Origin of the sequence: Streptomyces sp. CA-288835 (assembly GCF_050936385.1) — a bacterium.
GTDB lineage: Bacteria > Actinomycetota > Actinomycetes > Streptomycetales > Streptomycetaceae > Streptomyces.
The window spans coordinates 2,643,509-2,660,442 of the sequence record NZ_JBNJMW010000001.1; the positions used below are offsets into that span (position 1 = coordinate 2,643,509).

Below are 16,934 nucleotides of genomic sequence, written 5' to 3' on the forward strand. Positions count from 1 at the left end.
GAAGTGAAGCTGCCGGCGCCCTCAGGCGCCGAGGAAAGAGTGACGATGACCGAGTCACGGGGGCCGTCCGGCCTGAACGCCACCGCACACGCACCCGGCACACCGTGCTGGGTGAGTCTGATGGTGCACGGGATGGCCGCGACCCAGGAGTTCTACGGAGCACTGTTCGGCTGGAAGTTCCAGCCCGGGCCCCAGCAACTCGGCCCGTACGTACGTGCCGTGCTCGACGGCCATGAGGTGGCCGGGATCGGGCAGTTGCCGCCCGACCGTCATCCGCCGCTCGCCTGGACGCCCTACTTCGCCTCGGCCGATGTGGATCTGACGGCGGAATCGGTTCGGCACTGCGGCGGCACGGTCGGCGTCGGCCCCCTGGACCTCGGGGACGCCGGCCGTATGGCCATCGCCTCCGATCCCACGGGCGCCGTGTTCGGCATCTGGCAGACCGCGGGCCACCTCGGTACGGGCATCACCGAGGTGCCCGGCACGCCCGCCTGGAACGAGCTGGTCACGCGCGACTCCGGGAGCGTCGCCAAGTTCTACGACACGGTCTTCGGCTACGAGGAAGAGCCGGTCGTCTCCCCGGACTTCGACTACATCACGCTGCACGTCGGGGGCCGCCCGGTGGCCGGCATCCACGGCGTGGGCCACGCCCTGCCGCGCGACCGGGGCCCGCACTGGATGACGTACTTCGAAGTCGCCGACGTGGACGCCTCCTTGACCGACGTCATCGACCTGGGCGGCCACGTTCTGAAGACACCCCGCGACACTCCGCACGGGCGCATCGCCACGGTCGCGGACCCGGAGGGGGCGATCTTCTCCCTCGTACGCACGAACTACTGAGACACCGTGATGCCGAGTCGCTCCGCTAGTTCGGGGGCGCTGATGCCGTATGTCTCCCGGATGCGTACGCCGTCGGGGCCGACGTCGAAGACGCCGTGGTCGGTGTAGATGCGGCTGACGCAGCCGACGCCGGTGAGCGGGTAGGTGCACTTCGGTACGAGCTTGGGCTCTCCGGAGCGGGTGAAGAGCGTCATCATCACGTAGACGTCCTTGGCGCCGATCGCGAGGTCCATGGCGCCGCCGACGGCGGGGATGTCGTCGGGCTTGCCGGTGGTCCAGTTGGCGAGGTCGCCGTTGAAGGCGACCTGGTAGGCGCCGAGGACGCAGACGTCGAGGTGACCGCCGCGCATCATGGCGAAGGAGTCGGCGTGATGGAAGTACGCCGTGCCCGGCAGCTCGGTCACCGGGACCTTGCCGGCGTTCGTGAGGTCGGGGTCGACGGCGTCGCCCTCGGCCTTCGGGCCCATGTTGAGCATGCCGTTCTCGGTGTGCAGGACCACACCGGAGTCGGCCGGGAGATGGTCGGCGATCTTGGTGGGCTGTCCGATGCCGAGGTTGACGAAGGAGCCGGCCGGGATGTCGCGGGCGATGACGGCGGCCAGTTCGTCCATGGAGAGCCGGTGGCCGGCGCGCGCCTGATCGCTTGATGTGGTGGTCATCGTGCCCCCTGAACGGTGTAGTGACGGGCCGTCACCTGGACGATGCGGTCGACGTAGATGGACGGGGTGACGATGGCCTCGGGGTCGAGTTTCCCGGGTTCGACGACCTGGTCGACCTGGACGATCGTCGTGGTCGCGGCCGTGGCCATGACCGGTCCGAAGTTGCGGGCGGTCTTGCGGTAGACGAGGTTGCCCATCGTGTCCGCGGTGTGCGCGCCGATCAGCGCGTAGTCGCCCTTGATGGGGTACTCCAGCAGGTACGTACGGCCGTCGATCTCGCGAACCTCCTTGCTCTCGGCCAGCGGTGTGCCGACCGCGGTCGGGCAGTAGAAGGCGCCGATGCCGGCACCGGCCGCGCGCATCCGCTCGGCGAGGTTGCCCTGCGGCACCACCTCGAGCTCGATCTTGCCCTCGCGGTAGAGGCCGTCGAAGACCCAGGAGTCGGCCTGGCGGGGGAAGGAGCAGAGCACTTTGCGCACGCGGCCGGCGGCCAGCAGCGCGGCCAGTCCGACGTCGCCGTTGCCGGCGTTGTTGGACACGATGGTGAGGTCCTTCGCGCCCTGCCGGATGAGGGCGTCGATCAAGTCGAACGGCATTCCGGCCAGGCCGAAGCCCCCGACGAGAATGGTGGATCCGTCCTCGATGCCGGCGACCGCGGCATCGGCGCTTTCGACTATCTCCGCCCGGCTCACTTCGCCGCCTCCGTCGTGTCGCAGTTTTCGAGTACGACGGCCAGGCCCTGGCCGACGCCGATGCAGATCGCGGCGACGCCGTAGCGCTGCCTCGTCTCGCGCAGGACCTTGGCGAGCGTGGCGAGGATGCGGCCGCCCGAGGCGCCCAGCGGGTGGCCGATCGCGATGGCGCCGCCCTTCGGGTTGATGAGGGCGGGGTCGATCTTCCAGGCGTCGAGGCAGGCGAGCGACTGTACGGCGAAGGCTTCGTTGAGTTCGACCGCGCCGACCTGGTCCCAGCCGATTCCGGCCCGGGCCAGCGCGCGGTTGGCGGCTTCGACCGGGGCGTAGCCGAAGGCCTGCGGTTCCAGCGCCATCACGCCGCGGCCTGCGATACGGGCGATCGGGTCGGCGCCGATCGTGGCCGCTGCCTGCTCGCTGCCCAGCAGCACCGCGGAGGCGCCATCGTTGAGGGGGCTGGCGTTGCCCGCGGTGATGGTGCCGCCTTGTTCCGGTGTGCGGAAGACCGGCTTGAGCCCGGCCAGCACGTCGGGGGTGGACCCGGCTCGGATGCCCTCGTCGCGGGTCAGATCGACGCCTTCGACCGGTACCACCAGGTCTTCGTAGAAGCCCGACTCCCATGCCTGGTGGGCGAGTTGGTGGGAGCGGGCGGCGAACTCGTCCTGCTGTTCGCGGGAGATGCCGAAGCGCTCCCGGAGCTGCTCGTTGGCCTCGCCGAGGCTGACCGTCCACTCCTTCGGCATCCGCGGGTTGACCAGGCGCCAGCCGAGCGTGGTGGAGACCGCGGTGACGTCGCCGGCCGGGAACGGTTTCGCCGGCTTGGGCAGCACCCATGGCGCGCGCGTCATCGACTCCACGCCGCCGGTCAGCATCACGTCGGCATCGCCGGACTCGATGGTCCGGCTGGCCGTCATGGCCGCGTCGAGGCTCGAGCCGCAGAGGCGGTTGATGGTGGTGCCGGGCACGCTCACCGGGAGGCCGGCGAGCAGCGCCGCCATGCGGCCGACGTTGCGGTTCTCCTCGCCGGCGCCGTTGGCGTTGCCCCACACCACGTCGCCGATCGCGGCGGGGTCGAGGCCCGGCACCTTGGCGAGCGTCGAGGTGATCGCGGCGGCGGCGAGGTCGTCGGGGCGGACGCCGGCCAGCGCGCCGTTGAAGCGGCCGAAGGGGGTCCGCGTCGCGGCGTAGATGAATGCGCTCATGGCAGCGACGTTAGTCCTGGGTGGCGATATTCTGAAGTACGCATATCCGGGCCGATTGATATGGATGAGATATGGATCTGCGCCACCTGCGGTACTTCGTGGCGGTGGCCGAGGAGCGCCACTTCGGTCGCGCCGCCGAGCGGCTGCACATGGCCCAGCCGCCGCTGTCCCAGCAGATCCGCCAGCTCGAGGCCGAGCTCGGCGTCGAGTTGCTCCACCGGACCACACGCCGCGTGGACCTCACCGAGGCCGGGCGGGCCTACCTCGAGCGGGCGCGCGCGGTCCTCGCCGATGTCGACGAGGCCGCCCATCACGCGCGGCTCGTCGCCGCCGGCTCGGTGGGGCACCTCGCGATCGGGTGCGTGGGCTCGGCGACGTACAGCGTCCTGCCTGCGCTCTCGCGTCAGCTCACGGAGGAGCTGCCCGGTGTCGACTTCTCGTTCCGCGGCGAGATGCTTGCGCCCGACCAGGTCGAGGCGCTGCGCACTGGCGCGATCGATGTCGCGCTGTTGCGGCCTGTGGCGGCGGACCTCTCGCTCACCGTGCATACGCTGCGACGGGACCGGCTTGTCGTCGCCGTGCCGGTGGACCATCCCCTCGCTCGCGCTCGCCGGAAACGGTTGCGGGTCGTGGACCTCGCGGGTGCCGATCTGATCGTGCACTCCGCTGACCGGCGGTCGGTGATGTACGACGTTGTCCTGGGCCTTCTGCGGGATGCGGGCGTCGAGCCGCATATCCGCCATGAGGTCGGGGAGACCTCGACGTTGGTCACGCTTGTGGCTGGGGGGCTCGGCGTTGCCGTGGTGCCTGAGCCGGTGACCGCGCTGACGCTTGACGGGGTTGCCTATCTGCCGCTGGCGGGGGCCGACGCGCGTGTGGAGCTGGCCGTTGCGCATCGGGCCGATCGCTCCGAGCCGCATCTGGAGCGCACTGTGGGGATCATTCGGGCGATGTTCTGAGGCGGTGCGTCGTGCCTCCGGCGGTTGGGTTCGCTTTCGGGTGCGGGTGCGTGGGTGGTTGCTCGCGCCCACGCGGCGGAGCCGCATATGTCACAGCCTCGCGCCCCTTGGGTTCGTGGTGGGTGCGGGGCCGCGTCGGGGGTGTCCGTCCTCGGACCGGCGCGCGTTGCTGTCGGCTGGTAGAGGGTGCCGGTGTTGGCGCGCCGGCCGCTGCGGGCGCACACCCCCGCCCCGTCCCCTCGCCGCCGCGGGCGGCTGCGGGGCCATGGGGGTGCGGGCTCCCTCCGGGCGGCCTTTCCGGGCCGCGGGCTTTGCTCGGGGCGCAGGCGCCTTCCGGGCACGGGCTGCTCGGGTGCGGGCGCCTTCCGGGGCCGGGCTTTTCCGGGGCGCGGACTATTTCGGTTCGCTTGCTCTTCGGGGTGCGGGCAGTCGCAGGCTGTTTAGGGGCGCGGGGAACTGCGCGACAAGCCACAACGCACCCGCAGCCGCGACACGCAGTGTCACCCACCCCCCCCGGCGGGGGGCCCGGGGCGCAGCCCCAGGGGTCTCCTTGCCGAGCTGGGAAAAGGCCTACGCAACGATCTTCGCGACGGACTCGCGCGCCTGGTGCGCGATGCGGTCGTCCGTGACGTCGTCCGCCCCGCCCACGCCGATCGCGCCGATGACCTCCCCGTCGGCCGTCACGATCGGGACGCCGCCGGCGACCGGCAGAAGGTTGGCATCGACCAGATGAGGAGGCGCCACCTGCATCTGAGGGGATGCGGCGAAGGTCGCGAACTTGGCCGTCGGGACACCGCTCACGGCCGAGGTGTAGGCCTTGCGTCGTGCGGTCTCCACGCCAAGAAGGCCAACGCCGTCGTCGCTGAGCAGAACCTTCGTGACGCCACTTCGGTTGACCACGGCAGCGCACACCTTGTGTCCCTCGGCCCTGCCTGCTTCCAGAGCGGCGAGTGCGGCGCCGTACGCGATCTCGTAGCTGAGCGGCTCTCGCATTGAGCGGTTCCTTCCCTGGACGACCGAAGGGGCAACTGGCCGTCTTGCGTGGGTTCTTGGGCGTCCTCAGGTCGGGCGTTCGCCGATTCCTGAGGTGCTGGGGCACGCTGCACCCCAGAAGCTCGCTCAGTATGTCGCTGCCGGGCGATAATGTGAAGCAGTCCTCGCATTCACATCGAGGGTTCAGAACTCACCGTGACGACGTGCCGAGCAGGTAAAGGCAGGCCACTTCCGCGAGTTCATCGGTGAGTTGACGCCACGTCAGCGGTCGCCCGGACTCGAATCGCTCGCCGTGCAGGACTCGGTTCATGCAGGCCCCGTATACGAGGCGAAAGGCGAAATCCAGGCGCAGTTCCGGATCCGGCGCGTCGACCAGCGGCGCGATCGGCTCCAGGAATCGCCGGAAGACACCGCCCGCGTCGATGCTGGCCGCGGACCCGACTCGGGCCACCGCGGGATCGGTGGTGCCTGCGGTGATGAAGACGCGCATCAAGCGCGCGTGCGCCTCAAAGGTCCCGGTGAGCCCGGCGACCGCCGCGGCGACCAGTGCGGCCGGATCCGCGCGCAGCGGAGCGAAGCGGCGGATGATGTCGGCGCGAAACTGATCGATCATGCCCTGCTGCAGAGCCGCGATCAGGCGGTCCTTGTCGCCGAACCGTCGATAGACGCTGCCCACCGAGACGCCCGCCCGGGAAGCGACGGCCGCGATGGTGAGCGCCTCGGTGCCGCCCTCTTCGAGGAGGGCCGTGCCTGCCTCCATGATCCGCTGCTGGGTCAGCCTGCTGCGCGCCTGCTGCGCCTGCGGCAGATCGAGGGAAGGTTCGGTGCTCACCGGCCCAGCGTAAGGGCAGTCAGGGACCGTACTCGCGGGTGGGCAGTGAACAGGGACGCGATCTGGCCGGTGTGCGAGCGGGACGCGGGGGCGGCGCCGCGCTCGGCCAACTCGCGGGCCGGGGACGTGCGTAGAGCTGTCGCTCCCCCAGGGGGCACTTGAACTCTCCAGCAAGGACCTTGACGTGCCACTCGTAGAAATGCGAATGTAAATCACTCTTCGCATTTGAGGGTCGCGCATGACGGCGCCGCCCTCCCCGGTGATCGCTGCACGGCACCCGCACGCGCCACCGGCTGTGCGCCCAACCTGCACAGGAGGCAGGACGATGACCACCACTTCAGAGGTCGACACCGGCACGGCATACGGCCGCCCGAAGCCCTCGTACAACGCCCGCCTGCGTGAAGTCGGGCCCGGTACGCCCATGGGTGAGGCCCTGCGTCGCTACTGGCACCCGATCGCCAGCTCGGAAACCCTCATCGCCGGCGAACTGCCGCAGAAGACCCGCGTGCTGGGCGAGGACCTGGTCGTGTTCCGGGACGGACAGGGCAGGCCCGGTGTCGTGATCGAGCGCTGCACCCACCGTGGCGCCAGCCTCTTCTACGGCCGTGTCGAGGACGACGGGATCCGCTGCTGTTACCACGGCTGGAAGTTCGACGTGCAGGGCCGCTGCGTCGAGCAGGCCTGCGAGCCGGGCCTGGGGCGCAGGCGCGACGCCGCCCGTCAGCCGTGGTACCCGGTGGAGGAGCGTTACGGCCTGGTCTTCGTCTACATGGGGCCGCCCGAGCTCAAGCCCGAACTCCCCCGCTACGACGCGCTGGAGAACCCCGCGGAGGACGAGAAGTACTTCGCCAGCTGGCCGGTCCCGCACGCCGCGGTCACCGGCATGCCGACGGACTTCAGCTGGCTCAACATCTACGAGAACTCCGCCGACCCGACGCACGTCACCTGGCTCCACTCCACGCACAGCGGCTACCAGATGCTGGGCACCGGCACCTTCGGCTACCCCGAGAACTTCTTCGACCCGGCCCTCATCGCGGACCGTGTGACGTACGAGCGCACCGACCACGGGCTGAAGTACACCCAGCGGTTCGAGATGGAGGGCGAGGACGGCGAGGTCACTGAGTACGGCTTCGCGGTCGATCAACATCTGCCCAACGTCTTCGGTCTGCCGGACTTCGTGAAGCCCACGCCCGACGGGCGGTCGGACCAGTTGCTGTGGGTCGTGCCCTCCGACGACACCAGCCACCGGCTCTTCTTCTCGATCCGCACGAACGATCCCGAGCGCATGGTCCGCTTCGTCATCGGCATCACGCAGAACGGCAAGCAGAACCACGAGTTGACCGACGAGGAGCGGCAGAGGTTCCCCGGTGACGCGGAGGCCCAGGGCTCGCAGGGAGCGATCACCCTGGACTCCGAGGAGACCCTGGCCACCGGAGACCGCGGTGTCGTCATGCTGCGTCGCATGCTTCTCGCGATGGCCGACGACGTCGAGGCCGGGCGCGACCCGATCAACATCGTCCGCGACGCGTCGGAGGTCCACCACGTCGAGACCGGCCTCTTCACGCTCGGCAAGCGCTCGGCGGGCGACGACACCGGCGCTCCCGCCGCCGCTGGAGTCTGAGCAAGCACCATGAGCAATGAGTGGCTGGACACCATCGTGGTCGCCCGGCGCGACGCTACTGCCCGGATCGTGGTGCTCGACCTCGTCAGTCCCGCCGGCGCCGAGCTCCCGGAGTTCGCCGCCGGCGCCCATGTCGACGTACTGGTGGACGGTGCCGCGGGGCTGGTGCGCCAGTACTCCCTGTGCGGGCCGCCGCACGACCGTGCCCGGTACCGGCTGGCGGTGCTGGCCGAGACTGCGTCGCGCGGCGGCTCGCTGGGGATGCATCGGCTCCGCGAGGGCGACAGGCTGCGGATCTCGCGTCCGAGGAACAGGTTCGGAGTCTCGGACGAGGCGCGTCGCCATCTGCTGGTGGCCGGCGGTATCGGCGTCACTCCGCTGCTGGCCATGGTGCACGCGCTCGAAGCGGGCGGCGCGGAGTACGAGTTGCACTACTGCGCTCGGAGCCGGGCGGATTCGGCGTTCCTCGACGAGCTGGAGCACAACCCCCGGGTGCGACTCCACTTCGACGACGGCCCGGCCGACCAGCGATTCAGCATCGCCACCGACATCGGCCGGCCCGACCCCGAGACGGCGATCTACGTCTGTGGTCCCGGCGGCTTCATGGACTACGTGATCTCCTCCGCGCTCGCGGCGGGATGGCCCGCCGAGGCGATCCGCAAGGAGCGCTTCGCACCCGTGGAGGACGCCGAAGCGCACAAGGCCGGCGGGACCTTCACGGTGCGGCTCGCCAAGACCGGTGGCGAGTACGAGATCAAGGAAGGCGAGAGCGTCCTCGACGTCCTGCTCGCGGGCGGCGTCGACGCCCCGTACTCGTGTCAGCAGGGGATCTGCGGTGAGTGCATCGTGCGCGTACTCGCCGGTGAACCCGACCACCGCGACGACATCCTGACCGATCGTGAGCGCGCCGACGGCATGTTCACCACGTGCTCATCGCGAGCACTCTCACCGATTCTGGAGCTCGATCTATGACATCCACATCCACCGCAAAAAGCACGGCTGTCCAGGAGATCGAGCAGGCAGAGGCCGCTTGGCTCGCCGCTCTCGTCGAGGGTGAGAAGGCGTTGATTCCCCTCATGCTGGAGGACAGCCGCGTCGTCCATGGCCCGGTCGGGATGGTCGACGACCGGGAGACCTGGGCCCGTTTCCATGTGACCCGCCGCCGCTCCGTCGCCGCGAAGGCGACGCAGCTCGAGATCACGGTGCGGGGCAACACCGCGATCACCACGTGCTTCCACGAGATGTCCACCGTCCTCGACGAGAGCCTCCCGCCGTTCCCGATGCAGGAGACGGTGACGAAGGTCTGGGAGGAGACCCCGGAGGGCTGGCGCCTGGCGCACATGGTGATGGGCAGGCGGTTTCCGCCGGTCTGAGGTCCCGCTGGGCCGACCGCATGCCCCGTACGCCACTGTTCGATGAACGGACAAGAGGGTTCAGGGGGTGCCGTCGGCCGAGGAAAGTTCGACGTACATGGTTGGTGCGGCGATCGCCACGCATGGTTCATGTGGCGATCGCCGCTGTCATGAAGGTAGGGCAACACATGTCAGCTACTGAGATCGAGGCACCCGTGTCCGGCACGGTCCGGACCAGCGACCTTTTCATCGCGGGCGAGCACCTCGCGGCCAAGGACGGCCGCTGCTTCGAGACGACCGAGGCCCTGACCGGCGAACCCATCGCACGAGTCGCGGCAGCCTCCGTCGATGATGTCAACCGCGCGGTGGACGCGGCGGCCGCCGCCCTTGACGAGTGGTCGGCCCTTCCGCCGGCCGCACGGCGGTCGGTCCTGGAACGTGCGGCCGTCCTGCTCGGCGAGCGCAGCGACGACATCGTGGCCACGATGAGCCGCGAGATGGGTGCCACGCTCCCCTGGTGTGGCTTCAACGTGCACGTCGCGAAGGGCATGCTCGTCGAGGCGGCGGCCCAGGCCTACGCGGCCGTCGGCGAGGTCATCCCGTCGGACGTCCCCGGCCTCACCGCCCTCGCCGTGCGTCAGCCGGTCGGTGTCGTCGTCGGCATCGCCCCGTGGAACGCACCGCTCATCCTCGGCGTACGTGCCATCGTGTGGCCGCTGGTGTGGGGCAACACCGTGGTGTTGAAGTCCTCCGAACAGACGCCGCTCACCCAGGCCGCCATCGTCCAGGTGCTGCACGACGCAGGTGTGCCCGCCGGAGCGGTCAACCTCATCAGCAACGCGCCCGAGGACGGTCCGAGCGTCGTCGAGGCCCTGATCGCCCACTCTGCCGTGACCCGCGTGAACTTCACCGGATCCAGCCGGGTCGGCCGCATCATCGGTGAGCTCGGCGGTCGCCACCTGACCCGCGTGGTCCTCGAACTCGGCGGCAAAGCACCCTTCTTGGTGCTTCCCGACGCGGATCTGGAGGAGGCCGCGGCGGCGGCCAGTTTTGGTGCCTTCATGAACCAGGGCGAGATCTGTATGTCGACCGAGCGGGTCATCGTCGACCGGGCTGTCGCCGACGAGCTCTCCGCCCGTCTCGCCGAGCGTGCCGCCAAGCTCGTTGTCGGTCCCCCGAGCGACCCCGCCTCACAGATCGGTCCGCTGGTCCACGCCAACGCCCGCGACCACGTGATCGCGCTGATCGACGACGCCCGTGACAAGGGTGCGCAGGTCCTGACCGGCGGCACGGCCGACGGCCTCTTCGTGCGGCCGACCGTGCTGCGCGGGGTCACGCCGGACATGCGCGTCTACCGCGAGGAGACCTTCGGACCTGTGGTCTCGATCATCGAGGTGGATTCGACCGACGAAGCCGTCGCGGTCGCCAACGACACCGAGTACGGGCTCTCCGCCTCGGTCTTCGGCAGGGACGCGGCCGCGGCGCTCGACGTGGCCCGCCGGATCAAGTCCGGCATCTGCCACATCAATGGCGCCACCGTGCACGACGAGCCTCAGATGCCCTTCGGCGGTGTCGGCGCCAGCGGCTGGGGGCGATTCGGCTCCCGTGCCGCGCTGGAGGAGTTCACCGAGTTGCGCTGGATCACGATCCAGTCCGGGTCCCGCCACTACCCCATCTGACGAGGCAACGAGGCGACGAGGTCGTACGGCGCACGTGACACGGCGTGCGCCGGACCCCGGCCCTTGCTTGCATGGCTGTGCACACCGCAGAAGCTCTGCAACCCGCAGAAGCTGGGCAACCCGCAGAACAAGATCCGATCGGAGATCGAACAGTGTCGCAGGCCGACAACGACCGCCACGAGATCCGGCAGCTCATCGAGAACTGGGTGCTGTGGCGCGATGCCGGGGAGTGGAGCCGTTTCGCCACGGTCTGGCATCCGCGCGACGGCCGGATGAGCGCCACCTGGTTCCAGGGAAGCGCCACCGACTTCATCAAGGCCAGCCGTGAAGGCTTCGAGAACGGAGTCAGCATCCTCCACTTCCTCGGTGGCCACACCGCGGACATCGACGGCGACCGGGCCATCGCCCAGACGAAGATGACGATCAATCAGCGCGGGAGCATCGACGGCGTCGAGGTCGATGTCGTCTGCACCGGCCGCTTCTACGACTTCCTGTCCCGTCACGAGGGTCGCTGGACCCTTGTGCGCCGGCAGCCGATCTACGAGAAGGACCGGCTCGACGTCGTCGACCCCGCTGCCTCACTGACCTTGGATCCCGAGCTGCTGAACCGCTTCCCGACCGGCTACCGGCACCTGGCCTATCTGCAGACCAAGGCGGGCTTCACTGTGCGGGCAGGGCTACCCGGCCTCACCGGCCCAGCGGTCGAGCAGCTCTACTCCGAAGGCGCGCAATGGCTGGCCGGAGACTGATGCAGTCCGTCAGATGCAGTCCGTCATCCGCATGCAGTTGACCCGGCCGAAGAGCCACCGAAGGAGCAGGCGATGAGGTTCACACACGAGACGCTTCCCCAGCGGGTGGTGTTCGCGGCCGGGGAGTCGCCCGTCGCCGTGGCCGCGGAGGTCGAGGCGCTCGGCGGTTCCAGGGTCATGCTGGTCGCGTCGGAACGCGAGAAGGAGCTGGCCGACCCGATCGCCAAGGAGATCCCGGTCGTGCTGCGTCACGAGGAGGTCGTGATGCACGTACCGGTCGAGGTCGCCCGGCGAGCCCGTCAGGCGGCCGCCGACGCGGGCGCGGACATCCTGGTCAGCGTCGGCGGCGGCTCGACCACGGGTCTGGCCAAGGCCGTTGCGTTGAGCACCGGGCTGCCGATCGTCGCGGTCCCCACCACGTACGCCGGCTCCGAGGCGACCAACGTCTGGGGCCTGACCGAGGGCGAGACCAAGACCACCGGGGTGGACGACAAGGTACTGCCCGCGTCGGTCGTGTACGACGCCGGTCTGCTGACCACGCTGCCCGGCGAGATGACCGTGGCCAGCGGCCTGAACGCGTTGGCGCACTGCGTGGACTCGATGTGGGGGCCGCGTACCGACCCGATCGACCGGGCGCTGGCGCAGGAAGGCATCCGCGGGCTGGCGACCGGCCTGCCGACGGTGGCCGACGACTCGACGAGCGTCGAGGGCATCGAGCAGACGCTGTACGGCGCCTACCTCGCCGCTGTCGCGTTCGCCTCGGCCGGCTCCGGGATGCATCACAAGATCTGCCACGTCCTCGGCGGCATGTTCAACCTCCCGCACGCCCAGACCCACGCGGCCGTCCTGCCCTACGTACTGGCCTTCAACGCCCCGCACGCCCCCGAGGCGGAGGCGCGCATCGCCGAGGCCTTCGGCGCGGTCTTCCGCACCCGGACGGCGAACGCCGGCCTGGCCGCCCTGCGCCAGGTACTGGACGCGCCGAGGGCGCTGCGCGACTACGGCATGCCCGAGGACGGCATCGCGAAGGCACTGGCGCCGATCATGAAGGCGATCCCGGCCAACAACCCGGCCCCCGTCACCGACGAGAACCTGACCGCGCTGCTGAAGGCGGCCTGGGCCGGCGAACCGGTCAACTGAAACCACTGCCACGCGCCTCCACGCGTTGGAGGGGCGGTCCTGCAGGACCGCCCCTGAGGGCTTGAGGAAGCGCTGCGATCAGGGGGCGGGGCCTGGTCGGCGGGCGTAGTGGCTCATGCGTCGATCTCGACGCCGCCGAACGGAGCTCCGCCGTTCAGGACGCGCTCCTCCGGAGGAATGGGCCCGAGGCTCACTCGTACGTCGATGCAGGTCGGCCGGCGGGCCGCGAGGGCGGCCTCGATCGCCGGGCGAAGCTGGTCGAGTTCGCGGACCTCGACGCCGTCCGCTCCCAGCGCTCGTGCCACGCCGCTGTAAGAGCCGTTCTCCAGGCGGTTGTTGGTGACGCGGTCCTGGCCGAAGAAGAACTGCTGGGTGTGCAGAGTGGCGCCCCACGCCTGGTTGTTGAGGACGATCACGATCACCGGGAGCCCCGCCCGGACGAGGGAGTCGAACTCGGCGAGGCTGTAGCCGACCGCGCCGTCGCCGGTGACGAGGATCGTCGCCTTGTCGGGGGCCGCGTACTGCGCTCCCAGTGCCACGCCGAAGTTGCTGCCCATCGCGCTGAGGTAGCCGTGCCCGAGGTAGTGGGCGAGAGGCGCGAGCGCGATCGACTCGGTGAGCCACAGCTCGGTCAGAGCGCCGTCGACGACCACGGTGGCGTTCTCGGGGACGCTCTCGGCGATCGTACGGACCGCGAGGTACGGGTGGATCGCGTCGTCCTCGTGCTCCTCGGTTTCGGCGGCGAGTGCGGAGCGCCGGGTGGCCGAGATGTCCCGCAGGGTTCCCAGCCAGTCGTTGCGGCCGGGGGGTACGGGGCTGTCGTCCAAGCGCTCGTTCAGCAGGCCGATCGTGCCGATCGGGTCGGCCTGGATGCCGAGTTCGACATCCTGCAGACGGCCGAGCTCACGGCCGTCGGGGTCGATCTGGAAGAGCCGCGAGCTCTTCGGAATCAGTCGCCCGGTGCCGAACTGGGTGGCCAGTCCGAAGCGCAGTCCGAGCAGCAGGACCAGGTCCGGCCGCTCGTCCTCAGGGACGGTGGCCAGGGTCTGGAGAAGACCGACGTGCTGCTCGGAGCCGACGATCGCCCCCAGGCCCTCCCAGTCCGAGAGGAGAGGCACTCCCGTACGGGCGGCGAACTCGTGCAGTTGTGCCCGTGCCTCGGCGGTGACGAAGGACTTGCCCACCAGCGCGATCGGCCGCCGGGCGGTGCTGAGCGCCTCGATGATCCGGTCGACGGCACCGGCGGGGGCGATGCCGGTGCCGTCGATCTCGAGGCGGTAGTCCTCGACCTCGTCCACGTCGACCGTCTGGCGCAGGACGTCCCAGGGGATGTCGAGGAGCACCGGGCCCTTGGGCTCCGACTGTGCGGTGCGTATCGCCTGGGCGACCAGGCGGGGGATCAGCTCGGCACGGGTGACACGGTGCGCGAACTTGGTCACCGGGGCCGCCATGGCGACCTGATCGAACCCGGCCTGCTGGTCGTTGACCTCGTCCGTCTCGAGAGGACCGGAGCCCGCGATATAGAGGACGGGGGTCCAGTCCAGATAGGCGTTGGCGACGGAGGTCAGGACGTTGGTGAAGCCGCCGCCCGCCGTGACGACGGCGACACCCAGGTCCCCGGTGACCCGTGCATAGCCCTCGGCCGCGTGGCCGGCGTTCATCTCGTGGCGCACATCGACGATCCGAAGCTTGGCATCCAGGGCCTCCTGGAGGATGCCGTCGATATGCGCTCCGGGCAGACCGAAGGCCACGTTGACTCCGGCTCGCTGCAGTGTTCGCACGACGAGCCCACTACCGGTTGCGGCTGCCATTCGATGGTCCGCCTCTCTGGACGTACTCAGGGTTTCGACAGGAGTCGTTGGGGACAGGGCCGCGTCTCGGGCCGCCCGTACCGCAGTCTCGGGTGGGGTCTGGGGGACGGCAATGGCCGTGTTCGTTGGACGGCCAACGCCTTGTTCGACAGAGAGAGTCCGAGACCCCGCCGACCGGATCTTCGGGAAAGCGGAGGCGATGTCAGGGATCCGGCACGCCGCGGCCGTGATCTTCAGGAGACAGCGGCCTCGGGGTCGTACGAGTAGATCCAGCCGTTCTCCCTGAGCGGGTCGGCCTGCGAGTACGCCAGGTCGCGTGCCTGCTGCTCGGGGCCGTCCGGAAGGTGGTTGACGTGAGACCTTCCGTGCGACACCTCCTGCAGGCGTGCCGTGCGGCGTCGGCGCAGTTCTTCGTAGCGCCTCAGTGCCGCGAGCGGTTCGGCCGGGTTCGCTGCGAGGCAGAGGGCCAGGGCAGCGCCGTCCTCGATCGCCTGGGCGGCGCCTTGGGCGAAGAACGGGAACATGGGGTGGGCCGCGTCACCGAGCAAGGTCGCGTTTCCGCGGTTCCAGTGGTCGAGGGGCTCGCGGTCGAGCAACGCCCAGCGGCCCGGCGTATCGGCTGCTCTGATCAGCTCCACGAGACGCGGGTCCCAGCCGGCGAACTCGTCGAGCAGTTCCCGAAGCGTCGCGGTGGCCGTCCATGACTCGACGCTGCCGGCCCCGGCGGGTGCGAAGGCGACGAGGTTGACGTACTCCTCGCCGGAGACCGGGTAGTGCACGAGGTGGTGGTCGGGGCCGATCCAGAGGGTCTGGGCGCGCCGCCTGGCGAAGTCGGGTGCCTTCTCCGCCGGTACGAGAGCGCGGAAGGCGCAGATGCCCGACGCCCTGGCGTGCGTCGGCCCGACGATGGCGCCGCGCACCCGTGAGTGAACGCCGTCGGCGCCGATGAGGATGTCCGGGCGTACCGTCTCGCCGTCCTCGAACCGAAGAACCGCCTGGTCGCCTTCGAACTCGACCGCGACGCAGCGTTTGCCGAGGTGGATCGACTGCTCGGGGACGGCCGACCTCAAGGCGTCCAGCAGGTCGGCGCGGTGGGCGGCGTAGGTGTGCTCGCCGTACAGGCGCATGCACTCCTCCTGGAGGTTCTCCGCGGAGAGGACGGCGCCGTTCTCCCAGCGCCGGAACTCCCAGCCGGTCTCCATCTGGACCGCGCGCTTGATGAACCGGTCCAGCACGCCGAGACGTCGCAGCAGGCGGGCCGCGTTGGGTGCGATCACCAGGCCGGCGCCCACCTCCGTCAGGGCGGCCGCCTGCTCGTAGACGTCACTGTCGAAGCCCTTGTCGCGGAGGAAGGCCGCGGCGGCGAGGCCCCCGATGCCGCCACCGAGGATCGCGATCTTGGGGCCGTCTTCAGTACTCATGCTGTTTCTCTCCCGTGGACCTCGAGCGAGGTGGTCATTGGCTGCCATCAAGAGTTCGGCAAGATGCGCGTTGTTAGAACTCCTTCATCCATCCAACGAACATTGAAGGTACGGTGACGGGGCCACGAACGATGGAGGAGAGGCCCATGCCTCGCGCGAACGAGCCAGGACGCACCGTCAGCTCCCGGCTGTGGGATCTGCTGTTCGCCTTCGACCCCAACAACACCGAGCTGAGCCTCGCCGACCTGGTCCGACGTACCGGCATGCCGCACGCCACCGCCAGACGCCTCACGCTCGAACTCGTGGAAGCCGGCGCGCTGGAGCGCACCAGCGACAACAGGTTCGCGATCGGCCTGCGGCTCTGGCGCCTCGGGACCCTCGCACCGCGCGCCGAGACTCTCCGCAGTGCCGCGCAGCCGTTCGTGGAGGACCTGCACACGGCGCTTCGCCAGCATGTGCAACTGGCCGTGCTCCAGGGCGACCAGGCCGTGATCATCGAGCGCCTCTCGGCGGTCAACGCCGTCGGTCTGACGTCGCAGGTCGGCGGCCATCTGCCCTTGCACTGCTCGGGTGTCGGCAAGGTGCTGCTGAGCCACAGCAGTCCGGCCTTCATCGACGAGGTGCTGGCGGGAAGGCTGCAGCGCTTCACTCCCAAGACGATCGTGGACCCGGCCGCACTCCGTCGCGAACTGGCCTCCTGTCGCTCGACCGGAACGGTCGTCGTCAAGGAGGAGTTGAGCGAAGGGGCCGAGTCGGTGGCGACGCGCATCGTCGACGGCCGCGGCAAGGTCGTCGCGGCGCTGTCCGTTGTGGTGGCCACGGGCTCGATCAAGCTGCAGGCTGCCGTTCCCTCGCTGGTCGCGAGCGGACTGGGGTTGTCGAGGAGTCTCGGCTGGCGGCCGGGCATTCCCATTCGCGCCTCGTGATCGTTTGCGCCTGATACGCCGTGGCCCGCCGCAACTTCTGTTCCCCGGGGAGGGGCTC

The 16,934-nt window shown here is 69.7% G+C and carries 16 protein-coding genes; 9 read left to right on the forward strand and 7 right to left on the reverse strand.

Features of this window, described 5'->3' with window-relative positions; translation table 11 throughout:
• Nucleotides 1-45 precede the first annotated feature (45 nt).
• A complete protein-coding gene (locus tag ACQEVY_RS11975; protein WP_432947641.1) occupies nt 46-840 on the forward strand; it encodes a VOC family protein in 795 nt (264 codons plus the stop codon).
• On the opposite strand, the gene ACQEVY_RS11980 is transcribed toward ACQEVY_RS11975, so the two are convergent.
• The 3 genes from ACQEVY_RS11980 to ACQEVY_RS11990 are packed head-to-tail and all read right to left on the reverse strand — an operon-like array spanning nt 834 to nt 3,393.
• Complete coding sequence (locus ACQEVY_RS11980; protein WP_432947643.1) at nt 834-1,499, reverse strand: 3-oxoacid CoA-transferase subunit B; 666 nt, start codon at nt 1,497-1,499, stop codon at nt 834-836. The genes ACQEVY_RS11975 and ACQEVY_RS11980 overlap by 7 nt on opposite strands.
• Nucleotides 1,496-2,191 carry a 3-oxoacid CoA-transferase subunit A gene (locus tag ACQEVY_RS11985; RefSeq protein WP_432947645.1) on the reverse strand — a complete coding sequence of 232 codons (696 nt, stop codon included), beginning with the start codon at nt 2,189-2,191 and terminating at the stop codon, nt 1,496-1,498. Before ACQEVY_RS11985 ends, ACQEVY_RS11980 begins: the two co-directional genes overlap by 4 nt.
• A complete protein-coding gene (locus tag ACQEVY_RS11990; RefSeq protein ID WP_432947647.1) occupies nt 2,188-3,393 on the reverse strand; it encodes a thiolase family protein in 1,206 nt (401 codons plus the stop codon). Before ACQEVY_RS11990 ends, ACQEVY_RS11985 begins: the two co-directional genes overlap by 4 nt.
• Before the next feature lie 71 nt (nt 3,394-3,464).
• On the opposite strand from ACQEVY_RS11990, the gene ACQEVY_RS11995 reads away from it, so the two are divergent.
• The gene (locus ACQEVY_RS11995) at nt 3,465-4,352 is read left to right on the forward strand and encodes a LysR family transcriptional regulator (RefSeq protein ID WP_432947649.1); all 888 of its coding nucleotides are present in this window, start codon (nt 3,465-3,467) and stop codon (nt 4,350-4,352) included.
• A gap of 570 nt (nt 4,353-4,922) precedes the next feature.
• Here the strand turns inward: ACQEVY_RS11995 and ACQEVY_RS12000 are convergent.
• Nucleotides 4,923-5,345 (reverse strand): GlcG/HbpS family heme-binding protein, encoded by a 423-nt coding sequence (locus tag ACQEVY_RS12000; RefSeq protein WP_432947651.1) that lies wholly within the window; start codon nt 5,343-5,345, stop codon nt 4,923-4,925.
• A gap of 190 nt (nt 5,346-5,535) precedes the next feature.
• Nucleotides 5,536-6,177: a TetR/AcrR family transcriptional regulator gene (locus ACQEVY_RS12005; protein WP_432947653.1), complete on the reverse strand. Its 642-nt coding sequence runs from the start codon at nt 6,175-6,177 to the stop codon at nt 5,536-5,538.
• Nucleotides 6,178-6,502: 325 nt separating this feature from the next.
• Between ACQEVY_RS12005 and ACQEVY_RS12010 the strand changes: the two genes are divergently transcribed.
• From ACQEVY_RS12010 to ACQEVY_RS12035, 6 genes are all read left to right on the forward strand, one after another.
• Complete coding sequence (locus ACQEVY_RS12010; RefSeq protein WP_432947655.1) at nt 6,503-7,798, forward strand: Rieske 2Fe-2S domain-containing protein; 1,296 nt, start codon at nt 6,503-6,505, stop codon at nt 7,796-7,798.
• Between the two features lie 9 nt (nt 7,799-7,807).
• A complete protein-coding gene (locus tag ACQEVY_RS12015) occupies nt 7,808-8,770 on the forward strand; it encodes a PDR/VanB family oxidoreductase (RefSeq protein WP_432947657.1) in 963 nt (320 codons plus the stop codon).
• Nucleotides 8,767-9,171, forward strand: coding sequence for a nuclear transport factor 2 family protein (locus ACQEVY_RS12020; RefSeq protein WP_432947659.1), 405 nt, complete (start codon nt 8,767-8,769; stop codon nt 9,169-9,171). Before ACQEVY_RS12015 ends, ACQEVY_RS12020 begins: the two co-directional genes overlap by 4 nt.
• A gap of 167 nt (nt 9,172-9,338) precedes the next feature.
• Nucleotides 9,339-10,829 (forward strand): aldehyde dehydrogenase, encoded by a 1,491-nt coding sequence (locus ACQEVY_RS12025; RefSeq protein ID WP_432947661.1) that lies wholly within the window; start codon nt 9,339-9,341, stop codon nt 10,827-10,829.
• Between the two features lie 152 nt (nt 10,830-10,981).
• A complete protein-coding gene (locus ACQEVY_RS12030) occupies nt 10,982-11,578 on the forward strand; it encodes a nuclear transport factor 2 family protein (protein ID WP_432947663.1) in 597 nt (198 codons plus the stop codon).
• Between the two features lie 72 nt (nt 11,579-11,650).
• Entirely contained in the window at nt 11,651-12,718 is a 1,068-nt protein-coding gene (locus ACQEVY_RS12035; protein ID WP_432947665.1) for a maleylacetate reductase, read from the forward strand.
• Nucleotides 12,719-12,831: 113 nt separating this feature from the next.
• Here the strand turns inward: ACQEVY_RS12035 and ACQEVY_RS12040 are convergent, their stop codons facing one another.
• On the reverse strand, nt 12,832-14,529 hold the full coding sequence (locus tag ACQEVY_RS12040) for a thiamine pyrophosphate-binding protein (protein ID WP_432947667.1): 1,698 nt from the start codon (nt 14,527-14,529) through the stop codon (nt 12,832-12,834).
• 233 nt (nt 14,530-14,762) lie between these two features.
• Nucleotides 14,763-15,950: an FAD-dependent monooxygenase gene (locus tag ACQEVY_RS12045; protein ID WP_432947669.1), complete on the reverse strand. Its 1,188-nt coding sequence runs from the start codon at nt 15,948-15,950 to the stop codon at nt 14,763-14,765.
• A gap of 146 nt (nt 15,951-16,096) precedes the next feature.
• Here ACQEVY_RS12045 and ACQEVY_RS12050 point away from each other — a divergent pair, with 146 nt between their 5' ends.
• A complete protein-coding gene (locus ACQEVY_RS12050; protein ID WP_432947671.1) occupies nt 16,097-16,876 on the forward strand; it encodes an IclR family transcriptional regulator in 780 nt (259 codons plus the stop codon).
• Nucleotides 16,877-16,934: the final 58 nt, after the last annotated feature.